Below are 20,533 nucleotides of genomic sequence, written 5' to 3'. Positions count from 1 at the left end.
GACCATCCCGACTATGGTCGAGCCGTGGTGGACTCGGGGACGCAGGATGCAGGTCAAGACTTCGCAGCACCAGGCTCGGTGCTGGAGATTAGGGACGAGACCTGGCTGGTCCTCCGCAGCGAGCGAGCGACCGACGGCTGGTTCGTCGAGGTCCAGGGCCTGAGCGAGCTCGTGCGTGGCACACAGGCCACCTTCTCCACTGCACTCGACAAGATCACGCCTCTCGACCCCGCTCAGGCCACGGTCCGGGTGGACATGAGCCCGGGGTTCAAGAAGTCGCGGTTGTGGCTCGAGGCGACGCTGCGCAAGACCGCCGTGCCGATGACCGACCCCCGCCTGACCGTCGCCACTCGGGGCCTGCTCGACCCGCTGCCCTACCAGGAGAAGGCGGTCCGCCAGGCGCTCGACCCCGACAACTTGCGCCCGAGGATCCTGCTGGCCGACGCCGTGGGTCTGGGCAAGACGCTCGAGATCGGCATGATCCTCGCCGAGCTCGTACGACGCGGGCGGGGCGAGCGCATCCTGGTGGTCACTCCTCGCCACGTCCTGGAGCAGATGCAGTTCGAGCTGTGGACCCGGTTCGCCTTGCCGTTCGTCCGGCTTGACTCGGTCGGTATCCAGCGGATCCGGCAGAAGCTGCCGGCCAACCGCAACCCGTTCGCCCACTTCAAGCGGGCGATCGTCTCGATCGACACCCTCAAGTCCGACCGCTACCTCGCCCACCTCGAGAAGCAGCAGTGGGACGCCGTGGTGATCGACGAGTCCCACAACGTCACCAACGACTCCACCCAGAACAACCGCCTCGCCCGACTGCTCAGCAAGAAGAGCGACGCCCTCATCCTGGCCAGCGCGACCCCGCACAACGGCAAGGCTGAATCCTTCGCCGAGCTCATCCGCATGCTCGAGCCGAGCGCCGTCACCCCGGAGGGCGAGCTGGTCGAGGACGAGGTACGACGAGTCATCATCCGACGCCACCGGCACAGCCCCGACGTCGCGAGTGTGGTGGGCGCCGACTGGGCCGAGCGCCTGGAACCCCACAATCTCATGGTCGACGCCAACCCGGTCGAGGACGAGATTGCCCGCGAGCTCGAGCAGACTTGGCTGCACCCCGCGGCCGGCGCCTCGCCGTACTCTGGCGCGAAGACCGCAAAACTCTTCCCCTGGACGCTGGCCAAGGCGTTCCTCAGCAGCCCGGCTGCCCTCGAGTCGACCGTCAGGGAACGGCTCAAGCGCCTTGACACGGACTCCGACGCAGGTTCGCGGGAGGCCGAGGCCCTGGACGTGCTCCTGGGCCTCGCCGAGCGCAACCTCAGCGAGGGCAGTGCAAAGCTCGACCGGCTCGTCGAGCACCTCAAGGAGATCGGGATAAGCCGTACCGGCCCAGCCCGGGTCGTGATCTTCGCCGAGCGGGTCAGCACGCTGACCTGGCTCCAGGGGGAGCTCTCCAAGACTTTCAAGCTCAAGGACGACCAGATCCGCGTCCTGCACGGCGGCATCAGCGACGTCGAGCAGCAGGAGATCGTGGAGTCCTTCAAGGCCGAGTCCAGCCCGATCCGGGTCCTGGTCACCGGCGACGTCGCCTCCGAGGGCGTCAACCTGCACCTGCAGTGCCACGAGCTGGTGCACTACGACATCCCCTGGAGCCTGATCCGGATCGAGCAGCGCAACGGCCGCATCGACCGCTACGGCCAGCGCCACCGCCCACGCATCACCACCCTCCTGCTCAACCCGTCGACCGACCGCTTCGGCGGCGACATCCGTGTCCTCCAGCGACTGGTGGCCAAGGAGCATGAGGCCCACAGAGCCCTGGGTGACAGCGCTTCCCTGATGGGCACCTACGACGTCAAGGCCGAAGAGGACGCCATCCGTGAGGTCCTCGCCGGTCGCAAGGAGCTCGACGACGTGGTGCGCACCGTCGAGCAGGTGCAGGCGGGAGACGGCGTCGACGCCATGCTGGCCCGCCTGTTCGAGCTGGGTGACGCCACCGAGCAACAAGAGCAGGTCGCCAGCACGACGGTGGACGACAGCGTGTACGCCGACGACCTGGCCTTCCTGCGCGACGCCCTCGAGCTCGCCTTCGAGACCCCGGGGGCATCGGTCGCCGTGGGCGGCGTGCACTGGCGAGAGCACAAGCAGCACGCGTTGGTGGAGTTCGTGCCCAGCAAGGACCTGCGGCAGCGCCTGGACGTGCTCCCGCAGTCCTACCTCAAGGAGCGCAAGGTCACCGAGGCCATCAAGCTCGCGACAAGCCTAGCCCGTGGGAACCAGGCCCTGGTTGACGCACGCGGACCCGAGTCGACGTCGCTGTGGCCCGAAGCCCATTACCTGGGGCCGCTCCACCCGAGCCTGGACTGGGCCGCCGACCGGGCGCTGGAGTCGTTGGGCCGCAATGAGGTCTTCGCCGTCGCCGGCCAAGGAGACGAGGCATACCTGCTGCTCCAAGGCACCTTGACCAACGCCCGTGGTCAGGTGGTCTCGTCGACGTACGTCGTGGTGCAGTTCCCCGACGCCTCCGACCCCGCGTTTGCCGTGCCGCAGCCGGTGGCCACCCTGAGCGAGGCCTTTGACGTGATGCATCTCCAGCCGGGAGGAACCAACACGGGTCTCCTCAAGGGAGCCACCGGCCTCGACGCCTACGTGGCGCCGGCCGTAAGCGCCGCTCGCACGGTGCTGGACGGCGCCTTCGAAGCAGTTGCTGCGGGTGTGACGGACCGGGTGGAGCGGTGGCAGGAGCGCATGACTGAGTGGCAGCGCGACGCCGACAGGTTGGCTCAGCGACTCGAGATCACGACTCGGCGGGGCCGGGTCGAGGAGGAGCGCGCCTTGGTGCGCACGATGCTGCCCGACCAGCGCACGGTCCGCCCGCTGCTGCTCGTCGTGCCTGACCCCGGCAAGACCGGAGGGGAGTCCTGATGTCCAGCGACGCGATCGTCGTGGGGGAGGAGTGGATCAGCGAGCACTACTTCACCACCGACGCCACCAAGGAGTCCTTCAAGGCTCGGGTGCTGGCCCGCAGGTCGGACTGGGATGCCACCAAGGAGGAGGGCAACCCCCGAAGCCGGTTCACCGCGGCCCGCACCAGCCTGCTCAACCGGCTCGCCACCCTCGACGCCACGGCCAACGACCACGCGTCCGACGTGCGGGCGATCAACGCCGACGTACGTTCGCTCCTCGGCTACGACGGGATCGGGCTGACACGCACCGTGCAGGGTCCGGTCACCTTCGTGCACGCTGCCGGTCTGGAGCACACCCCCGGCCTGGCCATCATCGACGCCCTGCCCGCGGAGACCATCGAGAGCCTGCTCGCCAAGGACGCCTCCAACCTCGCCGAGCCCTTCCTCCCTTCCGGAGTCGACGCGGACGACGAGGGTGCGACCAACCACAAGGATGCGGTCACCTCGGTGGCTCGGCTGCTGTCGCTGCTCTTCGTCAACGACGACTACAAGCCGGCGTTCGCGCTGGTGCTCGCCGGCCCTCATCTCCTGGTGGCCGAGCGGGAGCGGTGGCCCGAGGGGCGCTACCTCGCCGTCGACCTGCAGCTCGTGGCCGAGCGCAACGACGACAAGAAGGGTGGCGAGGTCGACCGGGTGCTGACCTGCGTGTCGGCTGACTCCTTGGCGCCGGACGCGCAGGGTGACATCTGGTGGAGCGCGACGCTGGCGGAGTCCGTCAAGCACACGGTCGGGGTGAGCAAGGACCTGCGCGAGGGCGTGCGGCTCTCCATCGAGATCATTGCCAATGAGGTGGTCGCTCGCCGTAAGGCCCAAGACCTGGACCCGCTCCCGGCCGAGGAAGCTCAGCCCCTCGCGAAGCAGTCGCTGCGGTTCCTCTACCGGATCCTCTTCCTGCTCTACGCCGAGGCGTCCCCCGAGCTCGGCGTCCTGCCGACGGGTACGCCGGAGTACGAGAACGGCTACAGCCTCGACCGGTTGCGCGAGCTCGTCCTGGTCGAGCTGCCCACCCAGCGTTCACAGGCCGGCACCCACCTCTACGAGTCGCTCGGCGCCCTCTTCCGGCTCGTCGACCAAGGACATGACCCGGCGCGCGCTGGCGGAGACGAGGGTGAGTACGTCGACGGGCTCACCTTCCGCTCCTTGCGGGCCGACCTCTTCAAGCCCGAGGCCACTGCCCACATCGACGAAGTCGGTCTCGGCAACGCCGCCCTCCAGCGGGTGCTGCGCCACCTGCTGCTCAGCAAGGAGCAGAAGGGCCGCGACCGCGGCTTCATCTCCTACGCCGAGCTGGGCATCAACCAGCTCGGCGCGGTCTACGAGGGCCTGATGTCCTACACCGGCTTCTTCGCCGAGACCGATCTGTACGAGGTCGCGAAGGACGGAAACGCCGAGAAGGGGTCGTGGGTAGTCCCGATCGAGCGAGCCAAGCACATCGCGGACAAGGACTTCGTCACCGTCGAGGACGAGCACGGCCAGCAGATCCCAGTGCTGCACCAGCAAGGCACCTTCGTGTTCCGGCTCGCAGGGCGCGAGCGCCAGCAGTCCGCGTCCTACTACACCCCCGAGGTCCTCACCCGGTTCGTCGTCTCCCAGGCCCTGGAGGAGCTGCTCGACCAGGACGGCCAGCGTACGACCGCCGCGGAGATCCTGGAGCTGACGATCTGCGAGCCGGCGCTGGGTTCCGGCGCGTTCGCCATCGAGGCCGTGCGGCAGCTGGCCGAGCAGTACCTCGCCCGCCGCCAGGAGGAGCTCGGCCAGACTGTCGACCCCGACGCCTACCCACGCGAGCTGCAGCGGGTGAAGGCCTACCTGGCGCTGCACCAGGTCTACGGCGTCGACCTCAACGCCACCGCCGTCGAGCTGGCCGAGATCTCGTTGTGGCTCGACACCATGGTCGAAGGCCTCGAGGCCCCGTGGTTCGGCCTCCACCTGCGACGAGGGAACTCGCTGATCGGCGCCCGCAACGCGGTCTACTCGCGGGCTCAGGTCGAGGACAAGTCCTGGCTCAAGGCCGTGCCCAAGCCGGTCGTCGCCAGCACCAAGTCTCCTGACGAAGCACCTGCGATCGAGGGGCACGTCCCGCACTTCCTGTTGCCCGCGGAGGGCTGGGGTGCCGCTGCGGACGTCGGCAAGGACATCAAGGAGCTCGTCCCTGACGCGGTAGCGGACCTCAAGAGGTGGCGCCGCTCCACCCAGGCGAAGCCGACCAAGAAGCAGGCCGAGGCGCTGGTCGGGCTCGGTCGACGGGTCGAGCGCCTGTGGGAGATCGCCGGTCAGCGACTCGCCATAGCTGAGCAGCAGATCCGCCGCGACATCCCGCTCTGGAACGGCAATGACGACGACTCGATGGTTGAGGAGGTTGCGCAGCAACCGTCTCGAGATCAAGGGCGACTCGTCACTCGGGAGGAGATCGAGGCCTCCCTCGCCGACCCGGACAGGGCGTACCGCCGCCTCAAGCTGGTCATGGACGCCTGGTGCGCCCTATGGTTCTGGCCGCTCACCGAGGACAAGATTGCGCCCCCGACGCTGGAGCAGTGGTACGACGCGCTCCGGATGATCCTCGGTGCGGACACCATGAGTGCGAAGGTCGCCAGGAAGGGCGACGACACCCTTCAGTCGGCGCTGACGTGGGACGAGCTCGGCGACGTCGAGCACAACGACCGAGTCCTGGCGGACGCGTCGAGGATCGAGGCAGTGTTGGACAAGCACCCGTGGCTGAGCGTCTGCCAGTCAGTTGCTGGTCAGCAGGGGTTCTTCCACTGGGAACTGGACTTTGCGTCGGTGTTCGACCGCGGAGGTTTCGATCTGCAGGTGGGGAACCCGCCGTGGGTCCGGCCGCGCACAGACGTAGAAGCGCTGTACGCCGAGGGGGACCCGTGGTGGCAACTCGCGCAGAAGGCAACCCAGGATGAAAAGCTAGAGCGTCGCGCTCATGTAATGGAGCTGCCGGGAATGAAGAGGCTAGTGGTTGATGCTACCGCTGAGGTAGTGGCGACCGCTGGGTTTGTAGGATCGCCGGCGCTGTATCCGCTATTGCGCAATCTGCAGCCGGACTTCTACAGATGCTTCATGGAGCGATCGTGGGCCCACCGTGGCCCCCTGGGCATTGTTACTCTCGTTCACCCGGAGTCCCACTTCGTAGAAGAGAAGGCCACGGCCCTGCGTGTGGCCGCGCATCGCAGACTCCGTCGTCACTGGCAATTCATCAATGAATTGCGGCTCTTTGAAATCCATAATCTAGTTGTTTATGGAGTTCATGTTTATGGGGGGGCGCGAGCAGAGGTCGACTATGTAATGGCCGCCTCGCTGTATCACCCCGAAACGGTCTCGCGGTCTCTAGTGCACAGCGGTGAGGGACCGCAGCCCGGGATGCGTGATTCTTCCGGTTGGGACACCCGTCCCCACAAGGGGAGGATCGTGAGAGTTGATGAACAGATGCTCAGTGCGTGGCATCAATTGTTGGAAGAGCCCGATACCCCAGTCCACGCTACGCGGGTCCTCTTCTTGATTAATACTGAGGTTTCTGAGGCCCTTGAACGGGTGGTCGCCGCCCCCCGGATTGGCGAACTGAACCCGGAGTTTTCCCGTGGGTGGGACGAGAGTATCGATCGTAAGAATGGTCGATTCGACACGTCGTGGGGGGGCGTGGATTGTTGGGATGAGGTGATTCTCCAAGGGCCTCACCTCGGGGTAGGGCATCCGATGAGCAAGTTCCCGCGCCCTTCTCTAAAGAGCAACAAGGATTGGTCTTGGGTTGACCTTGAAGCACTCGAGGCAAGCGCCCTGCCGATTACCGTCTACAAGCCAACTGGCGACACTAGTACATATGACGTTGAGTACGGGCACTGGGGCGATAGGTCCGCTAGGGAATTCTATCGAGTGGCTTGGAGGAACATGGCCGCCAGCCGGAATGAGAGAACGCTCTTTCCGGCCCTGATTCCCCCTGGCACGGCACACGTTCACGCAGTTACGAGCGCCGCGGTTCCGGGAGATCCCACTGGCACCGTCCTCATGGCGGCCAGCATGTCGAACCTAATCACTGACTCCTTGGTTCGGGCGATGAATGCTTCGACGCTGCATCGGAACCTGATACGCAGATTGCCGCAAGTGGCCGACAAGGGGTCACTTGTCGGCCTGTGGGTCATACACCGAACTCTCCGGCTGAACTGCCTTACTGAAGCCTGGGCTACTTTGTGGCGCGAATGTTTTCACGCTGAGTTCGCTCACGATGCCTGGTCTGGCGGCATGAACTATCCCGGGCGCACGGACCTCGCGGCGTCCGGACACGTGTGGAGCCCGCAAGTTCCATTGCGTCGTGCCTCGGACAGGCGGCAGGCTCTCTTGGAGATTGACGTGCTGTCAGCGCTTGCTCTAGGCGTAAGCGTGGATCAGCTAGCAACGATCTACCGAACGCAGTTCACTGTGCTCGTCGGGCACGATTCGAGCAGATATACCTACGACCGAAATGGACGACAAGTTCCTACGGAGATTCTTTCCATGTGGCGCGCTCGGGGACTTAGCAGCGACGCTCTTGAGGGCTTGAGCGAGGAGGACCGGACCCACACCAGTGCTTCGGGCAACACCTACGTGTACGAGATGCCGTTCAGGACGCTCGATCGCGAGGCCGACATGCGCGGGGCGTACACGCACTTCGAGAAGGTGCTGGCGGAGAGGACGGGGTCATGATCCATTCCAACGACGTCGAGCGGTGGCACGCAAAGCTGCAGCAGATCGAGGCTGCCATCGACCACGACAAGGACGTTCAGGCGGAGTGGCGGCAGCTTGACGAGCTCCGACCAGCGCGGGATGCGGAAGCGCGAGCTCTGATCGACGACCTCGTGGAGTCTCACGACTTCAGGGCGTTCCGCACCGCTGCCGACGCCTGGTCGAGACGGCCCGGGCCGTATGCGTCGTTCGGGGGCTTCGGTCAGATGTGGCTCAACCAGGTTGCCAACAACCTGCCCGACGATCCTGCAGTCGTGGACGTGCTCGTCGAAGCGTTCACCACACCGTCGTCCATGGACGAAGCACTTCGCCGGTTCGCCGACGTCGAGCGTGTGACTCGCGACCTTGCCTCCAAGGGCCAGCCCGCCGTAGGTCGGATCCCCTACGTGCTCTCGATCTTCTGGGCCACCGATCACGTCTCGCCGGGCTGGCCCATCATGTGGAAGAGGACCGGTGAACGCCTGTATGACCTCGGTTGGGTCTCCTCCTGGAGCAACGCGGACAGGTACCTCGCCGTTGTTGAGACTGCGCGGACGTTCTACCCCGACGACGCGCACCGCCTCGAGCGAGTGATGTGGTTCCTCAGCGAGAAGGAGCGCTTCGTCGGACTCAACCCTGCGGTGAAGGACATGTGCGTCGAGGCGGCGCAGCTCATGGAGAGCTTGACTCCGGGTCATGGATACCCGGATGACGCAGCTACGGCCCGCGCGGCGTCGCTGGCTGCCCAGCTCAAGGGCGAGCTGCTCCTGGCCGGCCAGGGCCTTCGCGGCCCGCTCGGGGACGTTGCAGGCCGCGAGCTCGAGTCGCGGGCCCTCCAGCTCAAGACCTCGTTCGACAAGGACGCGCCGTTCCGCGCAGACACCTACGCCGTCTGGCGCCAGCCTGGCGAGACGTGGGCGCCCGGCTTCAGGCTGTGGGCCACGCGGTCCGGGGTTGCCTTTGGCGTGCACGGCGGCTGGGGCAACGGCACTCCCGAAGACGTGGCCGACAAGACCGAGCGCGCCAAGAGTGCGCTGTCTGCTGGATATCGCTGGTTCGGCATCAAACCCCACAAGACGGGGGACCGGCTGATCCCATTGGACGACGGTCCCACCGGGGAGCTGTTCGCCGGGACATGGTGGGAGTGGGGCGAGCTGCCGCCGGGGTCTGAGCTCTCCGCAGAGATTCTTCGCCACGCGGAGGCACTCATGCCGGTGCTGCGCGCGATGGCCGAGGAGACCTCCACGGGAGGCGAAGCGACGCAGTCGGCTGTCTCGGATGAGCTCAAGACCGCGCTGTCCCGCTTCAAGCAGGAACGGCCCTATCCGAACGAGAAGGACCAGTGGAACAAGGAAGAGCGTGCGCAGTTCGCCGACGACCTCTCAGCGGAGAACCTCTCGGTCTTTGACCTCGACCGCTTTCGCTTGCTGGTCAACGCCAAGCGCTACGGCAACCCCGGACCCCAGTCGGTGCTCAACGCCAGTTTGGGCGCGATGGACTCACTGGAGCTCGACGCCTTCGCGGGCAAGCTGAGGGAGATCCTGTGGGGCGAAGGCGAGGTCGCGTCCAGGATCGACCGCGGGCTCGACCACGACGACCTCGGCACGAAGGGCTTGGGCGAGAGCGTGGTGCTCAAGCTCTTCGCCATCACCGACCCGGGACGTTTCCTCCCCACGTTTCCGTTGACCGGACCGGTGGGAAAGATCGCCATGCTGCGACGCCTCGATCTCCCGCTCCCGGATACGTCGCTCACTCGCGGCCAGCAACACGTCGCAGCCAACGACACGCTGCGCCGGGCGCTCGAGCCGCTGCTGCCGAGTGATCCATGGGGGCAAGGGCAGTTCGCCTTCTGGCTGCTGCGCGAAGAGGAGACCTCGACGGACACGGAGGAGGACCGGATCGCCCAAGCAGCCGAGCAACTGCTGCTGCCAGAGTCCTTCCTTCGCGAGATCGAAGAGCTCCTGCTGGAGAAGGGTCAGCTGATCTTCTACGGCCCGCCGGGCACGGGAAAGACGTACCTCGCCGACAAGTTCGCCGCCGCGCTCCAGCCCGACCCTGAGCGGCGGATGATCGTTCAGTTCCACCCGTCGATGTCCTACGAGGACTTCTTCGAGGGCTACCGACCCCGGACCAACGACAAGGGCGAGCTGAGCTACGAGCTGCGGCCGGGACCCCTCGCGATGATGGCGGCCAAGGCCGAGGACGCCCCGGGCACGCCACACGTGATGATCATCGACGAGATCAACCGCGCCAACCTGCCCCGGGTGTTCGGCGAGCTGCTGTTCCTGCTCGAATACCGCAACAAGTCAGTCCGGACGGCCTACCGGCCGGACGAACCGTTCGAACTGCCGAAGAACCTCTTCTTCATCGGCACCATGAACACCGCCGACCGCTCCATTGCGATGGTGGACGCAGCGTTGCGTCGCCGCTTCCACTTCGTCCCGTTCATGCCGCACGAAGGCGCGATGAAGTCCCTGCTCCACGAGTGGCTCTCCAAGCACGGTGAGCCGGCATGGGTCGCGACCTTGGTCGACAAGGTCAACGACCAGCTGCGGATCCTGCTCAAGGGCCCGCACCTGCAGGTCGGTCACAGCCACTTCATGGTCAAGACGTCGGCGGGCAAGACGTCACTCACCGCGGAGCGCCTAGAGCGCATTTGGCGCTACAACATCTATCCCTCCATCGAGGACCAGCTCTACGGCCGCCCCGACCAGCTCGCGCAGTTCACCTGGGAGCACGTCCACGAGGCCTACGGACCCAGCTCGAAGAGTGGCATCGCTGCCACCGAGACCAGCGTCGCTGAGAGTGAAGCGAGCGTCGTCGAAGGGGCCGAGGGTGGCTCTGTCTGACTCCGGCCTGAACGCGTCGACCGTTCGGGTCCTCGTGCTGCGCGAGTACGAGACCTCGCCGGCGGTCGCGCTCGAGCAAAGTCAACTGGCCCTGCTGACCTCTCTGCCCGCAGGGCGGCTCGAGGTGAGGCCGACGGGGACCGTGGGGGAGTACCAGTTGCGTGCATCGTCCTGGATCGGGTCGGTGGCGCTTCCCGGGCTCACCGTCCGGGTGCTGCCCAAGGTCGAGGACCTGCGCAACGTGCTGATGATGTTCGGCGCCTCCGCGGGACTCACCGACTGGCAACCCGCTCTGGTGGGCTACCGCCAGGACGACCTGGTTGACGCTGTGGCCGACCTCGCGCTCCGCACCATCAGCGCCGCCACCCGCCGAGGCCTGGTCCACGGCTACCGCAGCACCGAGGAACGGCTCCCGGTGATCCGAGGGCGACTCGACGTCCAGGAGCTCGCCAGCCGCCCCTGGGACATCTGGCCCACCCCCTGCCGGTACGACGAGTTCACCGCCGACATCCCCGAGAACAGGGTGCTGCTGGCAGCAACGACTCTCTTGCGGAGGGTCGTCGGCAACACCGAGACACGGCGTACGATCGCAGAGCTCACCCAGACCCTTGGCGGTGTCGGTGCATCCCAGATGCCGTTGATGGAGCTCGACACCGTGAGGCTGAGCCCGGTCAACGAGCACTACGGGACCGCCCTGGCGCTCAGCCGCCTCGTCCTCGAAGGCGTCGGCCTCACCCATGCCCACGGCCACCACCAGGCAGTCACCTTCCTGATCGACATGAACAAGCTCTACGAGCGGTGGATCGGCGCCGAGCTCACCCAGCGGCTCTGGCCGGAGGTCGAGGTCGACGAGCAGGCGCCCGTGCCGCTGAGCAATAAGCCGCGGGTGACGATGGCCCCGGACCTGGTGTTCCGCCGGGGCGCGCGCACCGTCGCGGTGGCCGACGTGAAGTACAAGCTCACCGACGACGGACTCGGCCGGACCCCCGACTACTACCAGCTGCTCGCCTACGCCACGGCGCTCGAGCTGCCTGCGGGGCTGCTGATCTACTGTCGTGCCGACCAGGCACCCGAGCGCGTAATCACGGTAGTGGGGGGAGGGCAGCGGCTACACACCCAGCCGGTCGACCTGTCCGGCGGCTGGTCCGACGTCTCCGCCTCGCTCGACACTCTCGCGGCGAGCATCCGCACGCTGGCATCCGCAGAACCCCAGGGGGCGACCACATGAGCGAGCTGCTGCCCAGCCTCGCAGCCACCGGCATCCGTGAGGGTCTGCTGGACTACCTCGAGACCACCTTCTCGTTGGCCGACCTGCCCGCGCGCGCAGCGCTCAACGAGTTCCTCGAGCACCCGAGTGACGGGATCTTCAAGGGGCCCTACGTCCGGCTGCGGCTGCCCTTCCAACCCGCCGCCGACGGCTGGCGGGACACCCTCGGGTGGCACCCGGTCGACAGCGGCGGGTTCGCGCCGTACGGGCACCAGGCGGCGGCGTACGCGCGGTTGTCCTCGCTCGGCCTCAGCGCCGAGAAGCCGCGGCCATTGCCGACACTGGTGACCACCGGCACCGGCTCGGGCAAGACCGAGGCGTTCCTCCACCCGATCCTCGACCACGTCCTGCGCGCGAAGCGTGACGGTGTCACGGGGATGAAGGCGCTGCTGCTCTACCCGATGAACGCGCTGGCCAACGACCAGGCACAGCGGCTCGCCGACCTCATCACCGGCGACCCGTCGCTGGTGGGCGTGACCGCCGGGCTCTACACCGGGCAAGCGGGACCACAGCGCACCAAGGTCACCCCTGACGGGCTGATCACCGACCGCTACGTCATGCGCAGCAGCGCTCCGGACATCCTGTTGACCAACTACAAGATGCTCGACCAGATGCTGCTGCGCGAGGCAGACGCGAAGATCTGGGCGGACAGCGCGCAGTCGCTGCAATACCTCGTCCTCGACGAGTTCCACACCTACGACGGTGCTCAAGGGACCGACGTGGCCATGCTGCTGCGGCGGCTCGGACTGGCGCTCAAGGCCCATGGCATGACCGCCTCCGAAGGAGAGCCCGACCGACCGCTCGGCCGCATCACCCCGATCGCGACCTCCGCCACGCTCGGCGACAAGGGCGACCCGGCGACGATGCTCGGCTTCGCCGAGACCGTGTTCGGAGAGCCGTTCGGTCTCGACGCGGTGGTCACCGAGGCCCGCCTTGGGGTCGACGAGTGGGTCGGCCAGGCAGCCGACGGCGCGCGCGAGCTGACTCCCCGCGACGGAGCGGACCTGGCTGAGGGAGTGTGCTCGGCTCTCGCCGAGCTCGGGTTGGACCCGGACGCGGGCCTCTTGGCCGACGCCGTGCTGGCGGCGGCATTCGAGGACGACCTCACCGACCTGCTCCGCGGCGACGGCGCTGCCGGCGACCTGCTGCAGGCGCACCCGTTGAGCAGGGCGCTGCTCGAGGGATGTGCGGAGGCCGCACCGCTGGCCGAGGTGGCCGAGAAGGTCTTCCCGGGAGTCGAGGTCGGCACCCGCGAGCGTTGCGTCTCGGCGTACCTCGGGGCACTCAGCCACGTCCGCAAGGCGGAGGGTCGGTCGATGCCCTCGGTCGAGGTCCACCTGTGGATCCGCGAGCTGACCAGGATCGATCGCGAGGCTGCGATGTCGCCTGCCTTCTTCTGGTCCGACGATGGCAGCGCTCCACTCGGCACGGGGGATGACGCGGGCGACAGCAGCACCGCCACGTCGGCGGTGTTCCCGGCGATCTACTGCCGACACTGCGGACGGGCCGGGTGGGGGGTCACGCTGTCACCGGCCAACAGCAGCGACCTCGACATCAGCGACGACGACATCCGCCGCGACCACGCCACCGGGGAGGGGCGGTTCCGTGCCCTCCTGTTGGCGCGCGCCGAAGGCGAGCAGGTGCTCGACGAGGCGGCAGGCGTCGGGGCCGCCGGGGAAGCCCCGGCGGCTGCGGACAGCCTGCGGTGGTTCCACGTCGCCCAGCGGCAGCTGCTCGCGGCCGCTCCCCGGGGGGAGGCGGCTCAGGACGGCTCGGTGCTGCCCGTGCTCACCCACGTCGGGGTGGAGGCTGACGACGCCTCCCGCAAGGACCACTGCCCCGCGTGCCAGCAGCGTGACGGGATCCGGTTCCTCGGCTCGGCCGTCGCGACCCAGCTCTCCGTCGCGCTCTCGACGCTCTTCGGCAGCACCAACCTCGACGCCGCCGAGAAGAAGACCCTGGTCTTCACCGACAGCGTCCAGGACGCGGCGCACCGGGCTGGTTTCGTGCAGAGCAGGTCGCACAGCCTGACGGTCCGCTCGGTGCTGCGGGAAGCAGTGGGCAATGCCGCCACCTCCCTCGACATGCTGGCCGAGCGGGTCATCGAGCGTGCCGGGGACGACCCGGTCCTGCGCTATCGCGTCCTGCCGCCCGACCTGGCCGAGAAGAAGGAGTTCGCTCCCTTCTGGGAGGCCAAAAAGCTGTCGAAGGTCCCGCAGACCGTGCGCAAGCGGGTTGCGAAGCGGCTGGCCTTCGACGCGGTCCTCGAGTTCGGATTGCAGTCCCAGCTGGGCCGGACCCTGGAGATGACCAGCACCGTCGCCGCCGAGGTCGAAGCCGCCCCCGGACTGATGACCGCCGCTGCACGGCAGGCGGTCGACGAGGCAGGGGGCGAGTCGCTGCTGCCCGTCGAGGTCACCGACGAGCTCGCACTGGTCTGGGTGCGAGGGGTCATGGAGCGAATGCGTGGTCGGGGCGCCGTCGAGCACCCATGGCTGCGCAAGCTCATCGAGGAGGACGGCAGCCGGCACTTCATCTGGCGTGGACGCCCCCGCTCCGAGGGCATGCCCGCCTTCCCCATCGGCCGGACCGCCCCGGCGTTCCCGCGGGTGGGTCCCGCCTCGTCGGTGCGCGAGTCGGTGCTCGACCAGGTGACCACGACGCAGGGCTGGTATGCCCAGTGGGCGGCCCGCGTCCTGCAGGTGACGCCCGCCGAGGGAGCCACCCTGGCGCGGCTCCTCCTCAAGCGGCTCGCGGCCCACGACGTGCTCATCGCCACCAGCAACAAGGCGAGCGCCGAGGTCTACGCCGTCCCCCAGGCGTCTGTCGTGGTCGAGACGATCCGCACGCGCGACCTCGTCGACGGCAAGCACCTGCTGGTCTGCCCGGTCTGTCAGGCGCACGTTCCGGGCTCCGCCACGGTCGTCCACCAGCTCGATGGCGCTCCTTGTCTGGTGACCCGGTGCTCGGGCCACCTGAAGCGCTCGCCAGGACAGCCCGACAACTTCTATCGCCGCTTCTTCGGCTCCCACGAGGTCCAGCGCGTGATTGCACGCGAGCACACCTCGCTGCTGGACGACGAGCTTCGGCTGGAGTACGAGAACGGCTTCAAGGGCCGGGAGGACCGCCCCAACGCACCCAACGTGCTGGTTGCCACACCGACCCTCGAGATGGGCATCGACATCGGTGACCTCTCCACGGTGATGCTGGCCTCGCTGCCGCGCTCGGTGGCGTCGTACCTGCAGCGAGTGGGCCGGGCCGGGCGCCTCACCGGAAGCGCGCTCGACCTCGCCTTCGTCTCCGGACGCGGGGAGCAGCTGCCCCGCCTCGGCGACCCGCTGTCCATGATCAACGGGGAGGTCCGGCCGCCCGCGACGTACCTCGACGCCGACGAGATCCTTCGCCGGCAGTACCTCGCCTCGCTAGCCGACCGTCAGGCTCGCGCGGCCGACGGCGCCCACCCCCAGCTGGCCACGGGCGCGATCGGCAGCGTCGAGCCCGGTTCCTACCTCCACGCGATCGCCCTCGACGCCGAGGAGGACCTGCTCGATGGTGGCAGCCACCTGGAGCACTTCCTGCTCGCCTTCCCGACCCTCAAGGAGCCCGCCCGCGCGATGCTGCGGGAGTGGGTCACCCGCAGCGGGACCGGCGAGCTGACCAGCCCGTTGGCCGAGCGGCTGCTCCTGGCCTCGCAGAAGTGGCGGCAGGAGGTCGAGACCCTCGGCCACCGGATCACCGCCATCGAGGCGGAGATCCCCGATCTCAAGCGCCTCGCCGAGCTGCCGGTCGCTGCTGAGGACGACAAGCACGCCTACCGCGACGCCGAGGCGTCACTTCGACTGGCGAAGAAGCAACGCGCTCGCCTGCAGGGGGACTACTGGATCGCCGTGCTAGAGCAGGCGGGCATCTTCCCCAACTACACCCTTCTCGACGACACAGTCACCCTCGACGTCGGTCTCTCCTGGCTCGACCCCGACACCGGCAGCTACGAGACCCAGGACCTCTCCTACAGCCGCAACGCAGCCCTGGCGCTGCGCGAGTTCGCCCCCGGTGCCACGTTCTACGCCGGGGGCCACCAGGTGAAGGTCGACACCGTCGACCTCGGAGACAGCGGAGAGGCGATCCGCAGCTGGACGGTGTGCCCGGCCTGCGGCTTCGTCGCCGACATCACGGACGCGACCGCACCGTCGGCGTGCCCGAGGTGCACCAGCACCGGCATCGCCGACCTCGACCAACAATTCGATGTCGTCGAGCTGACGCGCGTCTCCTCCACCATGCGGCGCGACGAATCCGTGATCGACGACGGACGCGAGGAGCGCATCAAGGAGCGCTTCGACCAGGTCGTCCTCGCCGACGTCGACCCCGCCGGCATCACCGAGCAGTGGTACGTCGAGGGCTACGGCTTCGGTGTCAAGCACATCAGAGACCTGGCCATCCGGTGGCTCAACCTCGGCCGTACCGCGGGCCACGGCTCGACCCGCTTCCTCGGTGGCCAGGAGGTCAACGCCGAGCTCTTTCGGATCTGCGCCGAGTGCGGACAGCTCGACACCGGCACCGGCCGCAACTCCAAGTACGAGCACCGCCCCTGGTGCCGGCTGCGCAACGCACCGGAGGAGGACACCCGACGAGTCGCGCTGTCACGCAGCCTCGTGACAGAAGGGCTGCTCATCCGGCTGCCACCGATGGTCGCGCTGGGAAGCACCTTCGCGCTCCCATCGCTGTCGGCGGCCGTCAAGCTCGGCCTGCGCGAGCACATCGGCGGTGCTCCGGACCACCTCTCCCTGGAGGTGGTGGTCGATCCGACCACGGACGATCCCGACCTCAATGCCGACGCCCTGCTGCTGCACGACCTGGTGCCAGGCGGCACGGGCTACCTCGCCGAGCTGGCGCAGCCGGCCATCCTGCGGGAGATCCTCCTGCGCGGCTACGAGGTCCTGCGCGACTGCAGCTGCGCCGGCACCGCGCGGATGGCCTGCCACCAGTGCCTGCTGCCGTTCGCGGCCCCGGGTCAGGACCGGCACGTCTCACGCGCCGAGGGTCAACGACTGCTCCACGAGATCCTGCACGCCGGTCTCCAGACCGACGAGGAGCCCGACGCGGACGGGTCGTGGAAGGTCACCGAGGTCGCGGTCCAGGGATTCGATCCGGAGTCCAAGATGGAGCAGAAGTTCCGCGCTGTCCTCAAGCATCGGCTGGGGGCGCTTGGCGCCCACGTGAAGGAGATCCCCGGCAACCGGGGGACCTCGTGGGAAATCACCATCGGCGGCGGGCGCAAGTGGCGCCTGGACCCGCAGGTCAACCTGCTCGCCAGCAAGCCGGACTTCGTCCTCACGTGTGACGACACCTCAGTGCCCCGGATGGCGATCTTCTGCGACGGCTGGCGCTACCACGCCAGCGACCTGCACAACCGGCTCGACGATGACGCAGCCAAGCGCGCCATCCTCCGCGACGACGGTCTCTTCGTGTTGAGCCTGTCCTGGGTCGACCTGGAGGACGGTGCGAGGGTCACTCGAGCGTGGTTCAACCCTGCCTCCGTTGGCCCGGTCATGAGCGCCGCCGGCCTCGCCCTGAAGCCCGCTCACTTCGACCTGCTCGAGGGGACCGCGATGGATCTCCTGATGAGCTGGGTGCAGTCGCCTGACCCTGCAGGGATGCGGGCCATCGGCGATGCCCTGCCGTACGTCCTGGCAGCCAGCGCGAAACTCAAGGGCAGCACAGGACAACGCAGTGACCTGCTCTCCATCGCCGGGGAGCTCCTCGACGGCTCGTCCCTCGCGCAAGGCCAGGGTGACGCACCCGCCTGGGCGTGGCGAGACGACACGCTGGTTGTGCTCTCCCGGATGAGCCCCAAGAACAAGAGCACCGAGGTCGTCGTCGCCCTCGACGACCGACCCGTGGCCGTAGGCCCGGACCACAAGACTGCATGGCAGTCCTGGTTGTGGTTCAGCAACCTCGTGGGCCTGCGCAGCATCGGGACGACCATCACGGTCCGGAGCCTGCTCGCCACGGCGGCGCCGCCGAGCCCGGCTGTGACCGAGGCGCCGGCGTACCAGGTCGACGTGTCGTGGCAGCCTGTCCTCGACATGGCCACGAGCGCTGAGCGGGACTTCCTCGTCGCCCTATCGGCGAGGTCGGTGCCGGTGCCTGATCTCGAGGTCGAGATCGACGGCTTGCCCCTGGGGCCGAGCTGGCCCGACAGGTTGGTCACGGTAGGCGTGGATCTCACCGACGACGAACAGCTTTTGCTGGTCGACTTGGGCTGGCAGGTCGTTGACATGGACATCGACGCGGTCGAGACCGCACTGGCAGGAGGAACAGCCTGATGGCAGTTGTCATCTACGCCCCCCACAAGGACGGGCTGCACGACGGGTCGATCCAGAAGCAGACCATGGCGTTCATCAAGAAACTCTTCCAGGACGACACCCTGTCCGGCCTTCACATCGAGCCGATCCAAGGCGCGATCGACACCAAGGTGCGGACCGGCCGGGTCAACGACATGTATCGGGCCGTGCTCTTTAAGGTGCAGTCGTCTGCCGGTGCGCCGCACTACATCTTCACCGGTGTTTGGCCGCACGACGAGGCGATCAGCATCGCCGAGAAGGCAGTGCTGAAGACCAATCCGGTCAACGGGCTGCCCGAGCTGTTGCTGGCGGCGACGAGTGGGTCAGCCGCCGCTCCCGCCGCGACTCAGGCCCCGATGCCGGCGGCTCTCTCGGACGAGCCTGCGTCGCACGGGGCTCAGTCTCTCCTCGAGTCCGTCAGCGCTGGAATCACCTTTGACCGGCTGACCGAGGAACTCGGCCTGGATGCCGACCTGGCAGGGCAGGCGCTGGCCGCGACCAACGAGGACGAGTTGCTCACGCTCGCCGGTGATGCCGTCGAATGGCAAGGCATGGCACTGGTGGAGCTCACTGCGGGCGCCACCATCGAGCAGGTGTTGGAGAGCCTGCAGATCGCCGAGGCCCCGGAGATCGATGAAGAGGCTTCCGAGGACGACAAGCTCCTGGCCGCTCTCAAGACTCCGGCAGCCCGAGCGCAGTTTGCATGGCTCGAGGACGACGAGGAGCTGCGGGCCGTGATCGAGGACGGCGACTTCGCCGCCTGGAAGGTCTTCCTGCACCCCGAGCAGCGCAAGTACGCCGAGGCGATCTACAGCGGCGCTTACCGGCTCTCGGGGGGAGCTGGCACCGGCAAGACAGTGGTGCTCCTGCACCGTGCGCGGTTCCTCGCCAAGCGAGACCCGCAGGCACGCGTTGTGCTCACGACGTACACCCGCAACTTGGCCGACGCGATGAAGCGGGACCTGCTGTCGCTCGATCCGCACCTCAAGCTGGCGGCGTCGTTGGGGGAGCCTGGCATCTACGTCACAGGTGTGGACGTGGCAGCAAGCGCGGTGCTGTCCAAGGCCGGCCCGGAGGCCATGGACCAGGCTGTGGAGGCGGTGCTGGGCGTGGGAGGCAACAGCGCGGGCAAACGCAACACCAACGAAACGGCAACTTGGCGCGATGCCGCACAGTCGGTGGGCTCAGCGCTGCCCGAGGCGTTGCGGAGTCCGTCGTTCCTCATCGCTGAGTACGACGCAGTGGTGCTGCCCAACCGCATCACGACCAAGGACGACTACCTGAAGGTACGGCGGCCGGGACGTGGGGTCTCGCTCGGACGTGCTCAGCGGGCCCTCGTGTGGGAGGTCATCAACGCCTACCGCGTGTCAGCCGCCGTGGAGGGGTTGGTCGACTTCGGAGAGGTCTGCGGGATCGCCGCAGCGCTCCTCGACGACCTGGCGGCTCAGGGGTATCGGCGGCTCGCCGACCACGTCTTGGTGGACGAGGGTCAGGACCTGACCGCAGCACGCTGGCAGTTCCTGCGCTCCCTTGTGGCGGAGGGCGAGAACGACCTCTTCATCGCTGAGGACGCGCAGCAGCGGATCTACGGCCAGCGGCTCACGCTCGGTCGCTACGGCATCAAGATCGTCGGCAGGTCACGACGGCTCTCCCTCAACTACCGCACCACCCACCAGGTGCTGCGGTTCGCGATGAGCGTCCTCGGCGGCGAGGACTTCGTCGACCTCGACGACGAGGCCACCGACGACGCGACGTACCGCTCTGCCCGTAGTGGCCCGCCCCCCACCCGGAAGGGTCTGAAGTCCCTCACGGACGAACTGGACGAGGCCGCCGCAGTCCTAACGCAGTGGCTCGATCCCGACGCAGAGATCAGCCCCGAGTCCATCGGCATCCTTGTGAGGGACCAGCGCACGTCCGATCGGGTCACCAAGGGGCTGGAGGACCGCGGGATCAAGGTCCGCCAGGTCACCAAGAGCGCGGCGATCGCCAAGGACCCCCAGGTCATGACGATGCACCGGGCCAAGGGGATGGAGTTCTCCCGGGTCCTGATCTTCGGTGCGGACTCGGGGATGATGCCGGCGTCCTACCTGCTCAAGGACGTGGCGGAGGGCGATTGGGAGGACGTACTGCAGCGGGAACGGTCGCTGTTCTACGTCGCGGCCACGCGCGCTCGGGATGAGCTCGTCGTGCTTTGGGAGGGCAAGCCGAGCGAGTTCATGAACTAGTGCTTCCGTTGGTCGCTGCCGGCCTCTAGTCCGAGGTCAAGCACGCCTTGGCTCTCTTCGATCCTGCGGACAAACGCGGAGCGGGATCCAGGATCAGGCACTACCTGTGCAAGTCAAGTGTGACGGTGAGCAAAGGGTCAAAGGGCGGCGTTGACCGCCGGGAGATCGAGACCTCATACCTTCCGTCACGGCG

The 20,533-nt window shown here is 67.5% G+C and carries 6 protein-coding genes; all 6 read left to right on the top strand.

Features of this window, described 5'->3' with window-relative positions; all coding sequences use genetic code 11:
- Positions 1-78 precede the first annotated feature (78 nt).
- From ACYU7L_RS16590 to ACYU7L_RS16565, 6 genes are read left to right on the top strand one after another with little or no spacing between them, the layout of a single operon-like run.
- Complete coding sequence (locus tag ACYU7L_RS16590; RefSeq protein ID WP_460798901.1) at positions 79-2,913, top strand: helicase-related protein; 2,835 nt, start codon at positions 79-81, stop codon at positions 2,911-2,913.
- On the top strand, positions 2,910-7,640 hold the full coding sequence (locus tag ACYU7L_RS16585; RefSeq protein ID WP_460799832.1) for a class I SAM-dependent DNA methyltransferase: 4,731 nt from the start codon (positions 2,910-2,912) through the stop codon (positions 7,638-7,640). The genes ACYU7L_RS16590 and ACYU7L_RS16585 overlap by 4 nt, the downstream gene beginning before the upstream one ends.
- A complete protein-coding gene (locus ACYU7L_RS16580; RefSeq protein ID WP_460798899.1) occupies positions 7,637-10,507 on the top strand; it encodes an McrB family protein in 2,871 nt (956 codons plus the stop codon). The genes ACYU7L_RS16585 and ACYU7L_RS16580 overlap by 4 nt, the downstream gene beginning before the upstream one ends.
- The gene (locus ACYU7L_RS16575) at positions 10,494-11,735 is read left to right on the top strand and encodes an McrC family protein (RefSeq protein WP_460798896.1); all 1,242 of its coding nucleotides are present in this window, start codon (positions 10,494-10,496) and stop codon (positions 11,733-11,735) included. Before ACYU7L_RS16580 ends, ACYU7L_RS16575 begins: the two co-directional genes overlap by 14 nt.
- Entirely contained in the window at positions 11,732-18,097 is a 6,366-nt protein-coding gene (locus tag ACYU7L_RS16570) for a DEAD/DEAH box helicase (protein WP_460798892.1), read from the top strand. The genes ACYU7L_RS16575 and ACYU7L_RS16570 overlap by 4 nt, the downstream gene beginning before the upstream one ends.
- A complete protein-coding gene (locus ACYU7L_RS16565) occupies positions 18,097-20,340 on the top strand; it encodes a 3'-5' exonuclease (protein WP_460798888.1) in 2,244 nt (747 codons plus the stop codon). Before ACYU7L_RS16570 ends, ACYU7L_RS16565 begins: the two co-directional genes overlap by 1 nt.
- The last annotated feature ends 193 nt before the right edge of the window (positions 20,341-20,533 follow it).

This window comes from Nocardioides pacificus (assembly GCF_054775955.1).
The sequence above is the reverse complement of the archived record's forward strand: the minus strand, read 5'-3'. Positions and strand labels throughout refer to the sequence as shown.